This is a genomic window from Pedobacter frigoris, assembly GCF_032678645.1.
In the GTDB taxonomy this organism is placed as follows: domain Bacteria; phylum Bacteroidota; class Bacteroidia; order Sphingobacteriales; family Sphingobacteriaceae; genus Pedobacter; species Pedobacter frigoris_A.
On record NZ_JAVTSP010000004.1, the window covers coordinates 239445 to 255764 of the forward strand.

Annotated in this window: 13 protein-coding genes; 11 read left to right on the top strand and 2 right to left on the bottom strand. The window is 40.3% G+C overall.

Annotated features, from left to right (window positions below):
* Nucleotides 1–8 precede the first annotated feature (8 nt).
* Nucleotides 9–1083 (top strand): peptide chain release factor 2 gene (prfB, locus tag R2Q78_RS14460; protein ID WP_316793097.1). Its coding sequence is split into 2 segments (ribosomal slippage): nt 9–68 and nt 70–1083, totalling 1074 coding nucleotides; the frame shifts between segments, so codons are not numbered across the junction.
* The gene (locus R2Q78_RS14465; RefSeq protein WP_316793098.1) at nt 1083–1997 is read left to right on the top strand and encodes an alpha/beta hydrolase; all 915 of its coding nucleotides are present in this window, start codon (nt 1083–1085) and stop codon (nt 1995–1997) included. The genes prfB and R2Q78_RS14465 overlap by 1 nt, the downstream gene beginning before the upstream one ends.
* Here the strand turns inward: R2Q78_RS14465 and R2Q78_RS14470 are convergent.
* A complete protein-coding gene (locus R2Q78_RS14470; protein WP_316793100.1) occupies nt 1992–2861 on the bottom strand; it encodes a transglutaminase-like domain-containing protein in 870 nt (289 codons plus the stop codon). The genes R2Q78_RS14465 and R2Q78_RS14470 overlap by 6 nt on opposite strands.
* Nucleotides 2862–2896: 35 nt before the next feature.
* Between R2Q78_RS14470 and R2Q78_RS14475 the strand changes: the two genes are divergently transcribed.
* From R2Q78_RS14475 to R2Q78_RS14485, 3 genes are all read left to right on the top strand, one after another.
* Nucleotides 2897–3679 carry an O-methyltransferase gene (locus R2Q78_RS14475; protein WP_316793102.1) on the top strand — a complete coding sequence of 261 codons (783 nt, stop codon included), beginning with the start codon at nt 2897–2899 and terminating at the stop codon, nt 3677–3679.
* Between the two features lie 106 nt (nt 3680–3785).
* Nucleotides 3786–4151: a BlaI/MecI/CopY family transcriptional regulator gene (locus R2Q78_RS14480; RefSeq protein WP_316793104.1), complete on the top strand. Its 366-nt coding sequence runs from the start codon at nt 3786–3788 to the stop codon at nt 4149–4151.
* Nucleotides 4151–6556, top strand: a complete 2406-nt coding sequence (locus R2Q78_RS14485) for a M56 family metallopeptidase (RefSeq protein WP_316793106.1) — start codon at nt 4151–4153, stop codon at nt 6554–6556. The genes R2Q78_RS14480 and R2Q78_RS14485 overlap by 1 nt, the downstream gene beginning before the upstream one ends.
* 5 nt (nt 6557–6561) lie before the next feature.
* Here the strand turns inward: R2Q78_RS14485 and R2Q78_RS14490 are convergent, their stop codons facing one another.
* Nucleotides 6562–7692 (bottom strand): BamA/TamA family outer membrane protein, encoded by a 1131-nt coding sequence (locus tag R2Q78_RS14490; RefSeq protein ID WP_316793109.1) that lies wholly within the window; start codon nt 7690–7692, stop codon nt 6562–6564.
* Nucleotides 7693–8018: 326 nt separating this feature from the next.
* On the opposite strand from R2Q78_RS14490, the gene R2Q78_RS14495 reads away from it, so the two are divergent.
* The 6 genes from R2Q78_RS14495 (at nt 8019) to R2Q78_RS14520 (ending at nt 16317) form a co-directional block, all read left to right on the top strand.
* The gene (locus tag R2Q78_RS14495; RefSeq protein WP_316793111.1) at nt 8019–8999 is read left to right on the top strand and encodes a deoxyhypusine synthase family protein; all 981 of its coding nucleotides are present in this window, start codon (nt 8019–8021) and stop codon (nt 8997–8999) included.
* A gap of 252 nt (nt 9000–9251) precedes the next feature.
* Nucleotides 9252–10541 (top strand): c-type cytochrome, encoded by a 1290-nt coding sequence (locus R2Q78_RS14500; protein WP_316793112.1) that lies wholly within the window; start codon nt 9252–9254, stop codon nt 10539–10541.
* A 47-nt stretch (nt 10542–10588) separates the two neighbouring features.
* Nucleotides 10589–13672: a TAT-variant-translocated molybdopterin oxidoreductase gene (locus R2Q78_RS14505; RefSeq protein WP_316793114.1), complete on the top strand. Its 3084-nt coding sequence runs from the start codon at nt 10589–10591 to the stop codon at nt 13670–13672.
* Nucleotides 13673–13704: 32 nt separating this feature from the next.
* Complete coding sequence (gene nrfD / locus R2Q78_RS14510; RefSeq protein WP_316793116.1) at nt 13705–15177, top strand: NrfD/PsrC family molybdoenzyme membrane anchor subunit; 1473 nt, start codon at nt 13705–13707, stop codon at nt 15175–15177.
* A 2-nt stretch (nt 15178–15179) separates the two neighbouring features.
* Entirely contained in the window at nt 15180–15716 is a 537-nt protein-coding gene (locus R2Q78_RS14515; RefSeq protein ID WP_316793118.1) for a DUF3341 domain-containing protein, read from the top strand.
* Nucleotides 15709–16317, top strand: coding sequence for a cytochrome c (locus tag R2Q78_RS14520; RefSeq protein ID WP_316793121.1), 609 nt, complete (start codon nt 15709–15711; stop codon nt 16315–16317). The genes R2Q78_RS14515 and R2Q78_RS14520 overlap by 8 nt, the downstream gene beginning before the upstream one ends.
* The last annotated feature ends 3 nt before the right edge of the window (nt 16318–16320 follow it).

The window sequence follows — 16320 nt, forward strand, 5'->3', positions numbered from 1 at the left end:
TTGCGATTATGACAAAAGAACAAATTCAGGATTTAAGGGACAGAGTAGCGTCGCTGAGGAGGTATCTTTGACGTCGAAAACCGTTTAGAAGATATCCGTATAGAGCAGGAACTTACCCTGCAGCCAAATTTTTGGGATGACCCAAAGAAAGCCGAAAAACATATTGCTGAAATCAACTCCAAAAAGGTGTGGACAGATGGCTGGCAGCACGCCAATAGCCTGATGGAAGATACCCAGGTTCTTTTTGACTTCTGGCAAAGCGGAGACGCCACAGAAGAAGAGATGAAGGAGCAGTTTGACTTGTGTCTAAACGCGGTTGAAAGTCTTGAACTTAAGAATATGCTCAAGACCAAGGAAGACCAGCTGCCAGCAGTTATGCAGATCACTGCAGGTGCCGGAGGTACAGAAAGTTGCGACTGGGCTTATATGCTGATGCGCATGTACCTGATGTGGGCAGAAAAAAATGGCTATAAGGTAGCCGAACAGGATTACCAGGAGGGAGAGGTTGCCGGTATTAAAACGGTAACGATCGAAATCTCCGGTGAATTCGCTTATGGGTACTTGAAAGGAGAAAATGGAGTGCACCGACTGGTGAGGATCTCTCCGTTTGATTCTAATGCAAGAAGGCATACCTCTTTTGCTTCCGTTTATGTTTATCCCCTTGTAGATGACACTATAGAAATCGAAGTCAATCCTTCTGAAATAGAGTTTGAGACCTTTCGCTCAGGTGGGGCCGGCGGACAAAACGTAAATAAGGTAGAAACAGCAGTTCGCCTGTACCACAAACCTTCGGGGATCATCATCAAGAACCAGGAGTCCCGCTCACAGCTTCAGAATAAAGAAAATGCCATTCGCTTACTGAAATCACAGCTTTATGAGATTGAGATGCGCAAGCGTATGGAAGCCACGGCTTTGGTAGAAGGCAGTAAGAAAAAGATAGAATGGGGTTCGCAGATCAGGAGTTATGTGCTGGACGACAGGAGGGTGAAAGATCACCGGACCAATTACCAGACTTCAAATCCTCAGGCTGTGCTGGATGGAGACATCAACGACTTTTTAAAAGCATACTTAATGGAGTTTTAATGAAATACTTTATAGCATTGCTCATGATACTGACATCTTCAACAGGTCTGGAGGCCCAGGAAATTGTTAAACTCTATGAGGGAAAGATTCCCGGATCAAAAACCACTCCTGCTGATTATGTGGAGCAGTCACCTGTTGGCGCAGACCACATCACCAGAACATCGAAAGTATCTGTGCCAACCCTGACCGTTTTTTTGCCTGCCAAAGAAAAGGCAACGGGCACCGCCGTGATCATTTGTCCGGGTGGAGGCTATGGCATACTTGCTATCGACCATGAGGGCTTTAATGTAGCCAAACGGTTTAATGAAATTGGTGTGGCTGCATTTGTCTTAAAGTACCGTCTGCCTGGTGATGCGATTATGGACGATAAATCCATAGGGCCGATGATGGACGCAGAGCAGGCCATTTACTTAATCAGGAAAAATGCAGCCAGATGGAACCTTAGCCCTTCCAAAATTGGTATTATGGGGTTTTCCGCAGGCGGACATCTTGCGTCTACACTTACCGTTCATTACGATGATATAAAGATCCCCAACGTTGAAAAATTAAGCTTGCGTCCGGATTTTTCTATCCTGATCTATCCGGTGATCTCCTTTGGTGCCTTTGCCCATCAGGGATCTGCAATCAACCTGATCGGTAAAAACGGCACGGCAGAACAAAAGGAATATTTTTCTAACGAGAAACATGTGAATACGAATACGCCACCTACTTTTCTGGTGCATGCCAATGATGATGGTGGCGTACCAGTTGAAAATAGCATCCTTTTTAATCAGGCTCTTGTTAAAAATAAGGTAAAAGCCGAAATGCACCTTTATCAGGGTGGAGGTCATGGCTTTGGACTGAACAATAAGACGACAAAAGACGATTGGTTTGAACGTCTGGTCAACTGGATGAAAGCCAATAAATTTCTATAAATCTGTATTGATCAGTATATCCTGCAATTGCTTCAGTTCGTCGACCTTTTCTTTTGAGCCGAGGTTTTCATAAGCAGAAATCAGATTGCGGATGACACGCCTGATGATTTCCACATTGCTGCAAGGCGCATAGAAACCAGGCATAGGATCAAGATTGAGCTGACGCAGGAACTGGTCTACATCATGTTTGCCAAAGATGGCACCCTTATTAAAGGCATTGATGTAAAACAATACGCCAAATTCATGCTCTTCACGTTTGCTCTCATCAATATAACCCAAAATGAAATGCTGGGGCAAATTGACACCGTAAACCGGGATGTCCAGTTTTTGAGCAAGGGTAGCATAAATGATGGCTAATGAGATCTGGTTGCCTTTTTTGCTCTCAATGACCTGATTGATGTATGAATTTTGAGGGTCGTGGTGATTCTTGGTATTTCCGCTGAAACCATAAATGTTATAGAACACATGGTTGATGAGTTTAATTTTCTCAATAGAACTCATTTCATATTGTAGTCCAAGCCAAATTTCCCGTTTGATTTCTTCGATCTGAAGAATGATCTTTTCTTCGTCGAGGTCAGGGTACTGGTAGCGGTTGACAACAAGTGCACCCTGCAGCAGGTCAAACGCACCGCTTTGGTACCATAAATTGAGGTCTTCCTTTACATTGGTGAATTGTATCTTATGGACTATGTTTTCAATGCGCTGCTGAAGTAATGAGTCCAGCGATTGTTCCCAGGCATTTTCCAGGTAATCGATGACTTCATTACCATACTCAAGGAGACGCCCTTCCACATGCTGGTAGATTTCCTGATCCGGATCATCAAGTAATTTTACTAAAGCGCTTATTTCTTTAACGTTTTCCATTAAACATACAAATTTGAATGCCTATTTTTGCGGTTATGATTTTTAACTTTATCAGTGATTATCTGAAACATCGCTTTACCTCAAAAAGCAGACATGGTACACATTCCCCATTTGTTTATAAACTTACGGATGAGGTAATTTACGATTTTAGTCCTAAAAATGATTATAAAAGCATAGAAGCCCAAAGAAAAAAACTTTTTAATGACCATTCTGAGGTCACTGTGACCGATTTAGGTGCAGGTTCGCATCTGAATAAAAATAGGGTTAAGAAGGTGAGCCAAATTGCTAAGAATGCACTGAAGAACCCAAGACTGGCGCAGCTGATTTATAGATTGGCAAAAGATAACAATCCTAAAAATATCATCGAACTCGGCACCTGCCTGGGCATCACCTCGGCTTACCTTTCCAAAGCCGTTCCCGATGCTGATGTCATTACAGTAGAAGGGTGCCCTCAAACTGCAAAGGTAGCTTATAAAAACTTCCAGGAGCTTGATCTTGATAATGTAGAGTTGCAGGTTGGGAACTTTGACTTGCTTTTTCCGGAAATCATTGAAAGGGCAGACCGGTTAGATTTCGTTTACATAGACGGCAATCACAGAAAGCAGGCTACCATAGATTACTTCAACTGGTGTTTGCCAAAAGTGCATGAAGGCTCGCTCCTGATATTTGACGATATCTATTGGAGTAAAGGCATGAAAGAGGCCTGGGAAGAAATTAAGAGCCATCCGGATGTAACTGTGACCGTTGACTTGTTCTGGATCGGACTGGTTTACTTTAGAAAGGGGCAGGCTAAAGAACATTTTAAAATCAAGTATTAAAATTATTTATCTGACTATCAGTATTTTAATCTTTTAAAACTGGTAAATACGTTCATTAACTGAATTTACAGTTGTAAAACTGAAATATAAGTTATAGCTTTATGTTATGGAAGAATTAACTAAAGCAGAAGAGCGTATTATGCAAATCATCTGGAAGCTTCAGAAAGGATTTGTGAAAGACATCATTGAGGAAATGGATGAGGAACCCAAGCCTCCGTATAATACCATTTCATCTATCGTAAGACTTTTAGAAAAAAAAGGATACCTGAGCTATAAAGCTTATGGGAAGACGTATGAATATTATCCTGCAATCGGTAAGGAAGAATATGCCCGCACGACTTTCTCTAAACTCTTTTCCGGGTATTTCGATAACTCACCGGCAAACCTGTTGTCTTTTATGGTAAAGGAACAATCATTAAGTGAAGCAGACATCGCCGAACTCAAAGCACTCATCAACAAAAACGAGAAATAATGGAATGGCTAATCTACCTGCTGAAAGTAAGTGCCTGTATGGCCTTGTTTTATGCGCTGTATTATTTGTTTTTACAAAGGCTTACTTTTTTTAGCTTCAATAGGTTTTACCTATTGTCGGCTCTGGCTGTTAGTTTTCTTATTCCAGCTTTGCAGCTGGAACTGGAAAGGCAGGTAGAAGTGCAGGAGGAAGTGGCACAGGACATACCAATGTTGACTGTTGAATCATTTGCTCCAGTAGGCGTTCCAAATTCAGTATCAGAAGACTCTCTTTTTTCTGAATACAGCTGGCAGGAGATTACGAATGTCGTTTACTGGCTGATCGCAGCAACAATGTTGGTGTTGTTTGTTTATCAGATGATACAGTTGTTAAAACACATTACTAAAGTAAATAAGAGGGTAGGCCGTTTGAAGGTTGTCTATAAACCAACAGGTTTTACCAATTGTTCTTTCCTAAATTATGTTTTTGTAGATCAGCAGGATCTGAAAGAAGAAGAAATTGCAGTGATCCTTCAGCATGAAGCAGTTCACGCCAACAGACTTCATTCCCTCGACAAACTGTTCGTGAATGTGTGCAAAGTGTTTTTATGGTTCAATCCATTGATTTACCTCTATGCACAGTCATTGGAGCAGGTACATGAATACGAAGCAGACCAGGAGGCATCATCAATTATTGGAAATACTTCCTATGCCAATTTATTACTGACCATAGCCGTTCGTAAGAACAACACACCTTTGGTGCACAGTTTTGTGAAAAGCCCATTAAAGGCGCGTATTAAAATGTTATTCACTAATCAATCAAAAAATATGAAAAAGTTAACGTATCTAACAGCATTGCCATTATCGTCAATACTGTTGTGGAGCTTCTCCGTAGCTTATATCGATAAACCATCGATGGGAAAGTATTCAGAAGAAACCACTTATAAAGCCCTTACGCCTCAGCCACAAGATAGTGTAAAATACAGGCAAAAGGTTAAATGGACCCCTGAAACCGAAAAGGCAAGGGCGGATCATGAGGCATGGATGAAGACTGAAGACTTTAAAACGAAGATTGAATTTTCCAGAAGTATGATGGGAAAGAATGTCAATGTTTTGGTGAAGGGGGAGGTGAAAATGCCTGCTGGATCTATAAGGGACGTGAAAATGATGGTGGAGTATCAAAACAAGGATTATTATCTGGGCAGCGATGTACCCGATGGATCTGATAGAATCACTAGTCTGGTAAAAGCCGGCGACAAATTGGATATACAGGTTCATAGTTTTAGTTTTTCCCAAAATCCAATTATGGGAATCACGCCTGAGAAAATCGTAAAAGACGGCCATCTGATTTATGAAATGAAGATGCCGAAGATAGATCCAAACAGGAAGCCTGCACCGTTTTTATATGAGGCGAATAGGGTCAGGTATAATGACGGTGTTATTACTAAAGCAGGAAGTGTAGTTGCCGGAAAAAGAACGATGGAGGTGACTGCGAATGGTTTTAAATTCATCATTAAGATCAATTCCAATCAGGTCGCACTTTCTGAACTGGCTTCATTCAAACAAGGGGATCATGTCTGGTTAAGATTTGTGCATGAGGTGAAAACCGGAGCGGCAACCTATTCCATTACAGATTGGACATCAATTTCAAAAGATATGAAAGCTTATGGAGTGAAGAACAAACAAATGTTTTATCGCTTTTACGAAAAAGTTCCGACTGATCAAAAAGCTGTGAATACAAATCCAAGCCATCAACAGGAACCATTTATAAAGAAATCAACTAAGGAGTATAAAGATCATGTTCAATATGTTTACGACGTAAAATCTCCAAAAGGAAAGAAGATGACCATTATGGGGTCAGATAAGACAAACCCGAAATTCTTTGTGGATGGGAAAGTATATTCTTTAAAGGAGGCTGAAAAATTTGATAAAGAATTCATAGCGGAGCTGAGCGCTACTCAAGGATCGGGTCCTGCTGGATATTATGATCAAGCCGGGCTGGATAACCATGATTGGGTATTTTGGTTTGGTCATGAGCCGAAACTTAAACTTGAAACAAAAAAAAGCAGGGAAGCATTTACTAAGTATCAAGGCAAAATGCTCAAGGTCAGAGTGGTAGATTATTCGTATTCTTCTGTAGCCAACAAGCTGATGGACGGATTTTACGTTGAAACTGAGGCTGGAGAAAAATTGAAAGTATTTATAGAGGCAAAGTATGCGAAACAAATCAATGCTCAACTAAAGAAATCTGATCTTCTGACCATTATCATTCAGAACGTTGGTTATTGGAAAAACGAAAATTCCATTGTAATACAAAGTAGTAAGCTCGTCAAAAACGGGAAGGTGCTGTTCGATCATAACAGACCAGTGGTCGATGAGAGAACCGGTGCTACTAGACAAAATGAAGTTTACTATTCCGCAAAGTAATCATATTAAAACGCCTCCGCCAGACTGATGTAAAAACCGGTCTGGCGTTTTTCATTTGCACGCTTTTCACCGATACCATAATCAACGCGAACGCTCAGTCCTTTTTCAGGATCAAAGAAATACCTTCCTCCCGCACCATATGAAGGCTTAAAGCTTTTTAGGGAAAGGTCGCCATTGTCAAAAACTTGACCGCCGCCACCAAATATCGCTAGTCCAAAGCGGTTGTTATAGCGATACCTTAATTCTGCTTGTGCAGCAAGCAGGTTGCGTTCTCTATATCTGCCGGTATAATAACCCCTCATCATTTCATCATTACCCATTTGTTGTAATAGGTAAAAGGGTGTGTTTTTGCCTTGAACAGTATTGAACATACCGTGTACGCCGAGCACAAATTTGGGCGATAACGACCAGAAATTACGAATGTTGGCTTTGATTAGACTTCCGGTGAAGTTTTCCCCGCCCCAGAAATCGGGAGCGTATTGATAGGAAATTTTTGCCATCATACCTTTTGTAGTATAATTATTTGAATTTCTAGTATCGTAGGTCTGAGAGACACCGGCGTAAACAACAGATCCACCGAATTTATGAACTATAGACTGGTCAGTGCTAAATATTCCGCCAACTTCCTTATCTGTAAAATGGTAATTTTCGAAACCTACCGAAAATCCGGTATACATATTTGGCCAAAACCGCTTTTCCGCCTCCAAAACCACTTTGATATAGTCCTGCACTAATCTGTCTTTGTCTGCCTCAATGGTTTCATTGCCTATACCAAAAAAATCAAAGGGCATTTTCTTAAAACGTACTTCGGCGATATAATGATGCTTATTCTTTTTTGTCCAGATGTCGCTTTTTAATGAAATATTGTACTGGCTTTTAGTAGAAACTGAAACCAGGCCGGAGAAATTTGAACTTCTGTTGGTTAGGTCTTTTCTATCTAAATATGCTGAATAGAGCAATCCTGCACCAAATTCAAGGCCTATTTCCTGAGAATACCTTAAAATGGGCACCGGCATAAAACTCGCTCTGCGTGAAGAATCTGTCTTATTAGAAAGATAGCGATCAATAAATTTGTTTTGTCCCAACACATTCGCAGCTATCAAAACTAAAGTGGTGCATAGCGAAATTTTCTTCATAGGCCTAAAATAGCAGAAAGTTTTAATTATTCGTTCAGCCAAGCAAGTTTAAGGCCATTAATTGAACAGTTGCCTAATTAATATCGGATATGTTTATATCTGGCTTAGCTTATGGTGCGTGTGCGAGCACATTGATAATGTAATAAATGTACGATGAGTCCACGTTTTTCTAGGGAAAAGGTGCACTCACCGTGCACTCATGGTGCAGTCATGGTGCACTCACTATAAACAAGGTTAGAGCGAGATGCTAATTCAACCCATTCTTTTTATGGAAGCTCTGATTAAATAGCTATTTTTGCGGCAAAGCAATAAAAATATAGATTAAGATGAGTACAACAAGAGGACCTATATCTCAGTTCATGGAGCGTAATTACCTCCATTTTAATGCTGCGGCGATGATGGATGCGGCCAAAGGATACGAAACACATTTGGATGAAGGCGGTAAGATGATGATCACGCTTGCTGGTGCGATGAGTACTGCTGAGTTGGGGATTTCATTGGCTGAGATGATCCGTCAGGATAAAGTGGCAATCATTTCATGTACCGGTGCAAACCTTGAAGAGGATATCATGAACCTTGTTGCGCATTCACATTATAAAAGGGTACCAAACTATCGTGACTTGAGCCCTCAGGACGAATGGGATTTGCTCGAAAACCACTATAACCGTGTTACGGATACCTGCATTCCCGAAGAAGAAGCTTTCAGGAGGTTGCAAAAACACATCCATAAAATCTGGAAAGATGCAGATAATGCCGGCGAGCGTTATTTTCCTCATGAATTTATGTACAAAATGTTGTTGAGCGGTGATTTAGAACAATATTATGAAATAGACCCTAAGAATTCATGGATGCTGGCTGCGGCTGAAAAAAACCTGCCGATTGTAGTACCTGGTTGGGAAGATTCCACTATGGGAAATATCTTTGCATCATATGTAATGAAATCAGAGCTGAAAGCTACTACGATGAAAAGCGGTATTGAGTACATGGGCTGGCTGGCAGATTGGTATATCGCAAATAGCGAAGGTAAAGGAATTGGCTTTTTTCAGATTGGAGGAGGTATAGCAGGAGATTTTCCGATTTGCGTGGTGCCTATGCTTTACCAGGATATGGAAATGGAAAATATTCCTTTCTGGAGTTATTTCTGTCAGATATCAGATTCCACCACTTCTTATGGATCTTACTCAGGTGCAGTGCCTAATGAGAAGATTACCTGGGGTAAATTAGACATACATACACCAAAATTCATTGTAGAATCCGATGCAACAATTGTAGCTCCGCTGATGTTTGCATGGATCTTAAAAATGTAATTTAAATAAACAAGTCTCACCGAGATTGGGAGACAAATAAAAGATCAGCAGTTTTTTAAAAATTGCTGATTTTCTTCGTTTAAAGCATAAAAAACGAACTATTTAGATTGATTATAAATTGTATTTACTGTCATTTATTTGTCATTGGTAAGTTAATAAATTTTACTTTTGTGGACGTTTTGGTGGGGAACCTAAGTTTAAACATCAAATACGTTTTATAAGTTTTTTAAAAAATAGCATAAAATACTCATTATGAGGGATATCTCATTGATCGTTAGAAGAGTTTGGAAGTCGGCATTCATGTTTACGGCTCTATCTGTTTTAATCGTTTCTGCAACACAGGCACAAGATGTAGTAGAGGGCCGCAAACTATTTAAGGATAATTGTGGGTCTTGTCACACTTTGGATCGTAACAGTACTGGTCCTGCATTAACTCCTAAATTGAACGAACTTGATGAAGCTTTTGCAATCAAATGGATCAAAAACTGGAAAGCATTAGTTGCGTCAGGTGATCAGCAAGCGATAGAGGCATCGAAGTTTTCTCCTGCGGAGATGACTACTTTCCCGCGTTTGACTGATGATCAGATTAAAAACATCATCGCTTACGCTAAAGCAGGCGAACCTAAAAAAGAAGGTGAAGCTGCTGTTTCTGCAACAACTGGGTCAGATGAAGTTTCCAGTTTTTCTATCGCTGGTATCGCAGCCATTATCTTAGTATCAATAGTTATATTGGTAGTATTAGGTCGCGCCATCAAAATGCTGGAACGTTTGATCTTGAAGAGACAAGGCGTAGAGCTGGCTGAAGAAGTGCCGTTTAGCACAGGAATCAAGCGTTTGTTTAAAAACAAGAAATTTGTATTCTTCTTTATATTGTGTCTGATTGTGTGCTTAGGCTCGTTTGGTTGGATGGGTATGTGGGAAACAGGTGTTCACACAGGTTATCAGCCAGTACAGCCAATTAAATTCTCACACGAATTACACGCAGGTACAAATAAGATTGACTGTCAGTACTGCCACGCAGGGGCATTCAAATCTAAGAATTCAACCATTCCTTCTATGAATGTTTGTATGAACTGTCACAAATCAGTACAGGCTACTGAGAAATATGACGGAGAAATCTCTCCTGAAATCCAAAAGATCTACAATGCTGTTGGTTATGATCCTGCGACGATGTCTTATGACAAGTCTAAAGAAAAACCAGTGGAGTGGGTGCGTGTACACAATCTGCCTGATTTTGCTTACTTCAATCACTCACAACACGTTGTAGTTGGTGAAGAAGCGATCAGAAAAGAAAAAGGTTTACAACCAAATGAGCCGGTATGTTTTGCATGTCACGGTCCGGTTGATACGATGGAAGAGATTTATCAGTACTCTCCGCTGACCATGAAATGGTGTATCAACTGTCACAAAGATACCAAGCTGGAGGTTAAAGGAAATGCATTCTATGATAAGGTTATAGAAACGCATGAGAAAATCAAAAAAGGCGAAAAAATTACGCCGGCTGCTTTGGGTGGTTTAGAGTGTGGTAAGTGCCACTATTAATTAGAGTTTAATAAAAAGAACGTTCGATAAACAGTAATATAGCTTAAATGGAAAGCAATAAAAAATACTGGAAAGGCTTAGAAGAGTATAAAAACACTCCGGATTTTGTTGAAAACAACAAGAACGAATTTGCTGAGCCCCTTCCAATTGAAGATGTTTTAAATGAAGCAGGATTAAGTACAGTAACTCCGCGCCGTGACTTTTTAAAAGCGTTAGGCTTTGGGTTAGGTGCAGTTACACTTGCAGCTTGTCAGACAGCCCCTCTTCATAAATCAATCCCTTATGTAATTAAACCTGAAGAAGTAGTTCCTGGTATACCTAACTACTATGTATCAAGTTTTAATGGTCAGAGCGTTTTGGTTAAAACCAGAGAAGGTCGTCCTATTAAGATTGAACCAAATCCAAATGCAGGTGTATTCAATTGCGGTACAGATGCACAGGCTCAGGCTTCAGTTTTAGATTTATATGATGTATCTAAATTAAAATCTCCTGTATTAGATAAAGCAGAGGTTAACTGGTCTAAAATTGATGAGTTTGTAAAAGGTGAACTGAATAAAGCTCAGGCTTCAGGCAAGAAAATCCGTGTGATTTCATCTTCAATTAGCAGCCCGTCTTCTAAAGCCGTTATTGCTGATTTTATTACTGCATACCCAAATACTAAACACGTTCAATATGATGCTGTTTCTTATACAGGTATCATCAAAGCAAACGAGAATAGCTTTGGTAAAGCAGTAGTTCCTAAATATAATTTTGATAAAGCTGACCTGATCGTAAGTTTTGGTGCAGACTTTTTGGGTACCTGGATCAGCGGTGAAGAGTTTACTTCCCAGTATGTATCTAACAGAGATGCTAAATCTTTGAAAGCAGGAAAAATGTCACGTCACTTCCAGTTCGAGGCTGGTATGAGCTTAACAGGTACTAACGCAGATACACGCGTTCCGGTTAAGTTATCAGAAGAGGGACCTGCATTGATCACTTTATATAATGCAATTACAGGAAATACATTGGCTGGCGGAACATTGCCTAACAATGTAACTGCCGATAAAGCACTTAAGCTGGTAGCTAAAGAGTTGCTTCAGAATAAAGGAAAAGCATTAGTAGTTTCAGGTTCAAATGACGTGTCTACCCAGATTTTGGTAAATGCGATCAACTCTGCAATCGGTAGCTACGGTACTACAATAGATCTTGACAATCCTTGCAAACGTTACGCAGGTAACGATGCTGAGTTTGCTGAGTTCATCAATGAAATGAACAGAGGCGAAGTTGCAGCTGTTTTCATTTTAGACAGTAATCCTGGTTATGATGCTCCAAATGCGAAAGCATTTGCTGATGGATTGGCAAAAGTAGGTTTGAAAGTTTCATTCTCAGATAGAAGAGACGAAACTGCTTCATTGTGTAATGTAATAGCAATCAACCATAACTATTTAGAGTCATGGGGTGATGCAAATGCGTACGAAGGATATTATTCAATTGTACAGCCAACAATTAATCCGGTATTCAACTCTCGTCAGGCTGAAGAAAGTTTATTGATCTGGTCTGATGCGCCGGTTAAAGAATACTACCAGTATGTGCGTAACAACTGGGAGAAAACAATTTTACCTGCATTGGGTAAAACATGGAAAGATGTATTGCAAACAGGAGTATTTGCAGCTACAGCTAAACCAGCAGGTGCTTATACCTTTGGTTTATCACTTACAGCTGTAATTCCTTCTATCTTAAATAACAGCAAAGCATTAGCTAAAGATATCGAATTGCAGGTTTACGAAAGTATCCCGATGCGCGATGGTAAACATGCAAACAATGCATTCCTTCAGGAATTGCCTGATCCTGTTTCTAAAGTAACATGGGATAACTACATCGCCCTTGCGCCTAAGTTTGCTGAAAAATTAGGGTTCAAAGAATTTGATGTAGTTTCTGTTAAGGACGATAAAGGTTATACAATTGAATTGCCAGTGCTGATTCAGCCAGGACAAGCTCAGGGTACTGCTTCAATCGCTTTAGGTTACGGACGTACCAAGGTTGGTAAAGCAGGTGATGGTGTAGGTCAGAACGCTTATCCATTTGTAAGCTTTACAAACGGTACCACTAAATATGCGACTACAGTTAAATTAGATGGTACAGGAAAGAGAGAAGAACTTGCACAAACGCAAACTCACCACTCTTTTGAAGGTAGAAATATCATTCGCGAGGCTACTTTCACAGAATACAAAAAGAATCCGGCAGCTGGTTCAGGTAATGAGCACGGCAAACATAAATCATACGATCTATGGGATAAATATGAGAAACCAGGTAACAACTGGGTTATGGCAATCGATTTGAATGCTTGTACGGGTTGTGGTTCTTGTATTGTAGCTTGTAACGTAGAAAATAACATTCCTGTTGTAGGTAAAGAGGAAGTACGTAAGCGCAGAGAGATGCACTGGATCCGTATCGACCGTTACTACAGTTTCAACCAGGAGAGTGATGGTCATGATGAGGCTGCTCATGGAGCACACGGACATGGTAATGGAATCAATGCGGTAACTAAAGAGAAAGAAATTGCACAGCTGAAAGATAATCAGATGGACAATGTTTCTGTAGTTCACCAGCCAATGCTTTGTCAGCACTGTGACCACGCACCTTGCGAGACAGTATGTCCTGTATTGGCGACTGTACACTCTTCAGATGGTTTGAACCACATGGCTTACAACCGTTGTGTAGGTACACGTTACTGTGCGAATAACTGTCCATATAAAGTACGTCGTTTCAACTGGTTTAACTACTGGAATGATTCACGCTTTGACAACTACCTGAACAATGAGTTTACTCAGCTGGTATTGAACCCAGATGTTACTACACGTTCAAGAGGGGTTATGGAGAAATGCTCGATGTGTATTCAGCGTATCCAGGCAGGTAAACTGCAAGCTAAGATTGAAAAACGTCCGTTGAAAGATGGCGATATCAAGATGGCCTGTCAGCAAGCTTGTTCTGCAAATGCAATCATATTTGGTGATGGCAACGATCCTAACTCAGAAGTATCTAAAGCATTGCGTAGTGAGCGTATCTACTATGTTTTGGAAGAGATCAACGTACAACCGGGTATAGGTTATATGACAAAAATTAGAAATACAGATACAACAGTACAAGCGTAAGAGCGTAAGCTGATATTAAAAGAACATAAATTATGTCAGGACATAACGAATCAATATTAAGAGAACCATTAATTACCGGACAGGATATCACGTATGCAAAAATTACGGATGATATTTTGATGCCAGTAGAAAATAAGCCTAACAGGGCATGGTGGATAGGTTTTATACTTTCACTTTGTGGTGCCACACTTTGGGTAGTAGCTGTAGGTTACACCTTCTGGTTTGGTATCGGAGCATGGGGTTTGAATAAAACAGTAGGCTGGGCCTGGGACATCACCGGTTTCGTGTGGTGGGTAGGTATCGGTCACGCAGGAACACTAATTTCTGCGGTACTATTACTTTTCCGCCAGAACTGGCGTAACTCCATCAACCGTTCTGCAGAGGCGATGACAATTTTCGCCGTTATCTGTGCGGCAACATATGTAGTATCCCACATGGGCAGACCTTGGTTAGCTTACTGGGTACTTCCTTTACCAAATCAATTCGGATCACTATGGGTTAACTTTAACTCGCCGTTGGTTTGGGATATGTTTGCGATCTCAACTTACTTCTCGGTATCATTGTTATTCTGGTATACAGGTTTATTGCCTGATATCGCGACTATCCGTGACCGTGCGACAGGTGTGAGACGTAGAATTTATTCAATCTTCTCATTCGGCTGGAATGGTAACGTAAAAACATGGCAGCGTTTTGAGGCAGTTTCATTGATCTTAGCAGGTATTTCAACTCCACTTGTACTTTCTGTACACACGATTGTATCCATGGACTTTGCTACTTCAGTAATTCCGGGATGGCATACTACGATCTTCCCTCCTTATTTTGTGGCAGGGGCGATTTTCTCAGGATTTGCGATGGTATTAACCTTATTATTGGTGGCACGTAAAGTATTGGGATTGGAGAACTACATCACCATGTTCCACATCGAATCGATGAATAAGATCATCATTTTGACTGGATCTATCGTAGGTGTGGCTTATTTGACAGAGTTCTTTATTGCATGGTATTCAGGTTCTGAATATGAGCAATATGCATTCATCAACCGTTCTACTGGTCCTTACTGGTGGGCATACTGGATGATGATGACTTGTAACGTAATTTCTCCTCAGTTGCTATGGTTTAAAAAGATCCGTACCAATATCCCGGCTACCTGGATCTTATCTATTGTAGTAAATATAGGTATGTGGTTTGAGCGTTTTGTAATCATTGTAACTTCATTACACCGTGATTATATCCCTTCGAGCTGGGCGATGTTCTATCCAACTTGGGTTGACGTAAGTGTATTCGTTGGGTCGATTGGGGTGTTCTTTACTTTGTTCCTGTTGTTCTTGAGGGTATTGCCTTCGATTGCGATAGCTGAGGTGAAGATGATTTTGAAGAGCGCCAGTGAGAAAGCAAAATTAGAGCAGATTAAAGAAGGTCATTTGGATAAAGAACATGTAGCTGAATACGTGGAATCTTTAGGGAAATTTGATAGTGTTAAACAAGAAGAATACGCAAAAATATAACAATGAGTAATATCAAATATATTTTAGGCAGTTTTGGTGATCCTGATGAATTGATGCATGGCATCGATAAGTTGCAGGAAAATAACATTAAGATTTATGATGTTTATACGCCAATGCCTATTCACGGCATCGAAGCTAAATTAGGGATTAAAAGATCCAGGTTAGATATACTCGCATTTTTCTGCGGATTAACCGGAACTGCATCTGCATTTGCACTGATCTATCTTACCTCGGTAGTAGATTGGAAACACAATATTGGTGGTAAGCCAGCTCTGGCACTTCCGGATTTTATTCCGATTATGTTTGAGTTGACTGTTCTGTTCTGTGCATTCAGTTTGGTAGGTTCATATTATGCATCTACACATTTGTTCCCGGGAAGGGCACCAAGAGTAATGGACCTTAGGGCAACTGATGACAGGTTCATTATAGCTATCGATGCACAACAAAATGTTGAGCATAGTAAAATTGATGGTTTATTAAAAGATGCAGGTGCTTTGGAAGTAAAGCATAATGAAAGGAAGTATATTAGCTATGAATAAGAATAAAGTAGTTTTAGCCTCATTTTGTATCCTTGCAAGTGCTGTCGTATTTTCAGCATGCAGAGATAAACAGAGCACAGGCTTGGAATACGCAAGGAATATGTATGATCCGATTGCACTTAATCCGGATCAACCAGTTTCTACTACAAATGAAATGTTAAAGAGCTTTAAAGGGCAAACTGCACAGACTCCACCTAAGCATACTGCTCCGGTTGGATTTGTAGAAGATGATATTTATCCAAATACTAAAGAAGGTTATGAAGCGGCAGGTGTTAACCTGGTAAATAACATGCCGTTGACAGAAGCAAACCTGTTAAAAGGACAACACCTCTACATTGTTATGTGCGGACCTTGCCATGGTGAAAAAGGCGATGGTCAGGGCCATTTGGTTAAGATTGAGAAATTCAGTGGTGTTCCTTCATTCCACGATCCTTTGAAAGAATCATCAAGAGGTGGTCTGATGAAAGATTTATCAGCAGGAAAGATTTATCATACCATTAAATATGGTGTTAACATGATGGGTTCTTATGCCTCTCAGTTGTCGCCTGATGAAAGATGGAAAGTGGTATTGTACGTACAAGAATTACAAAAAGCAAAATAGTAA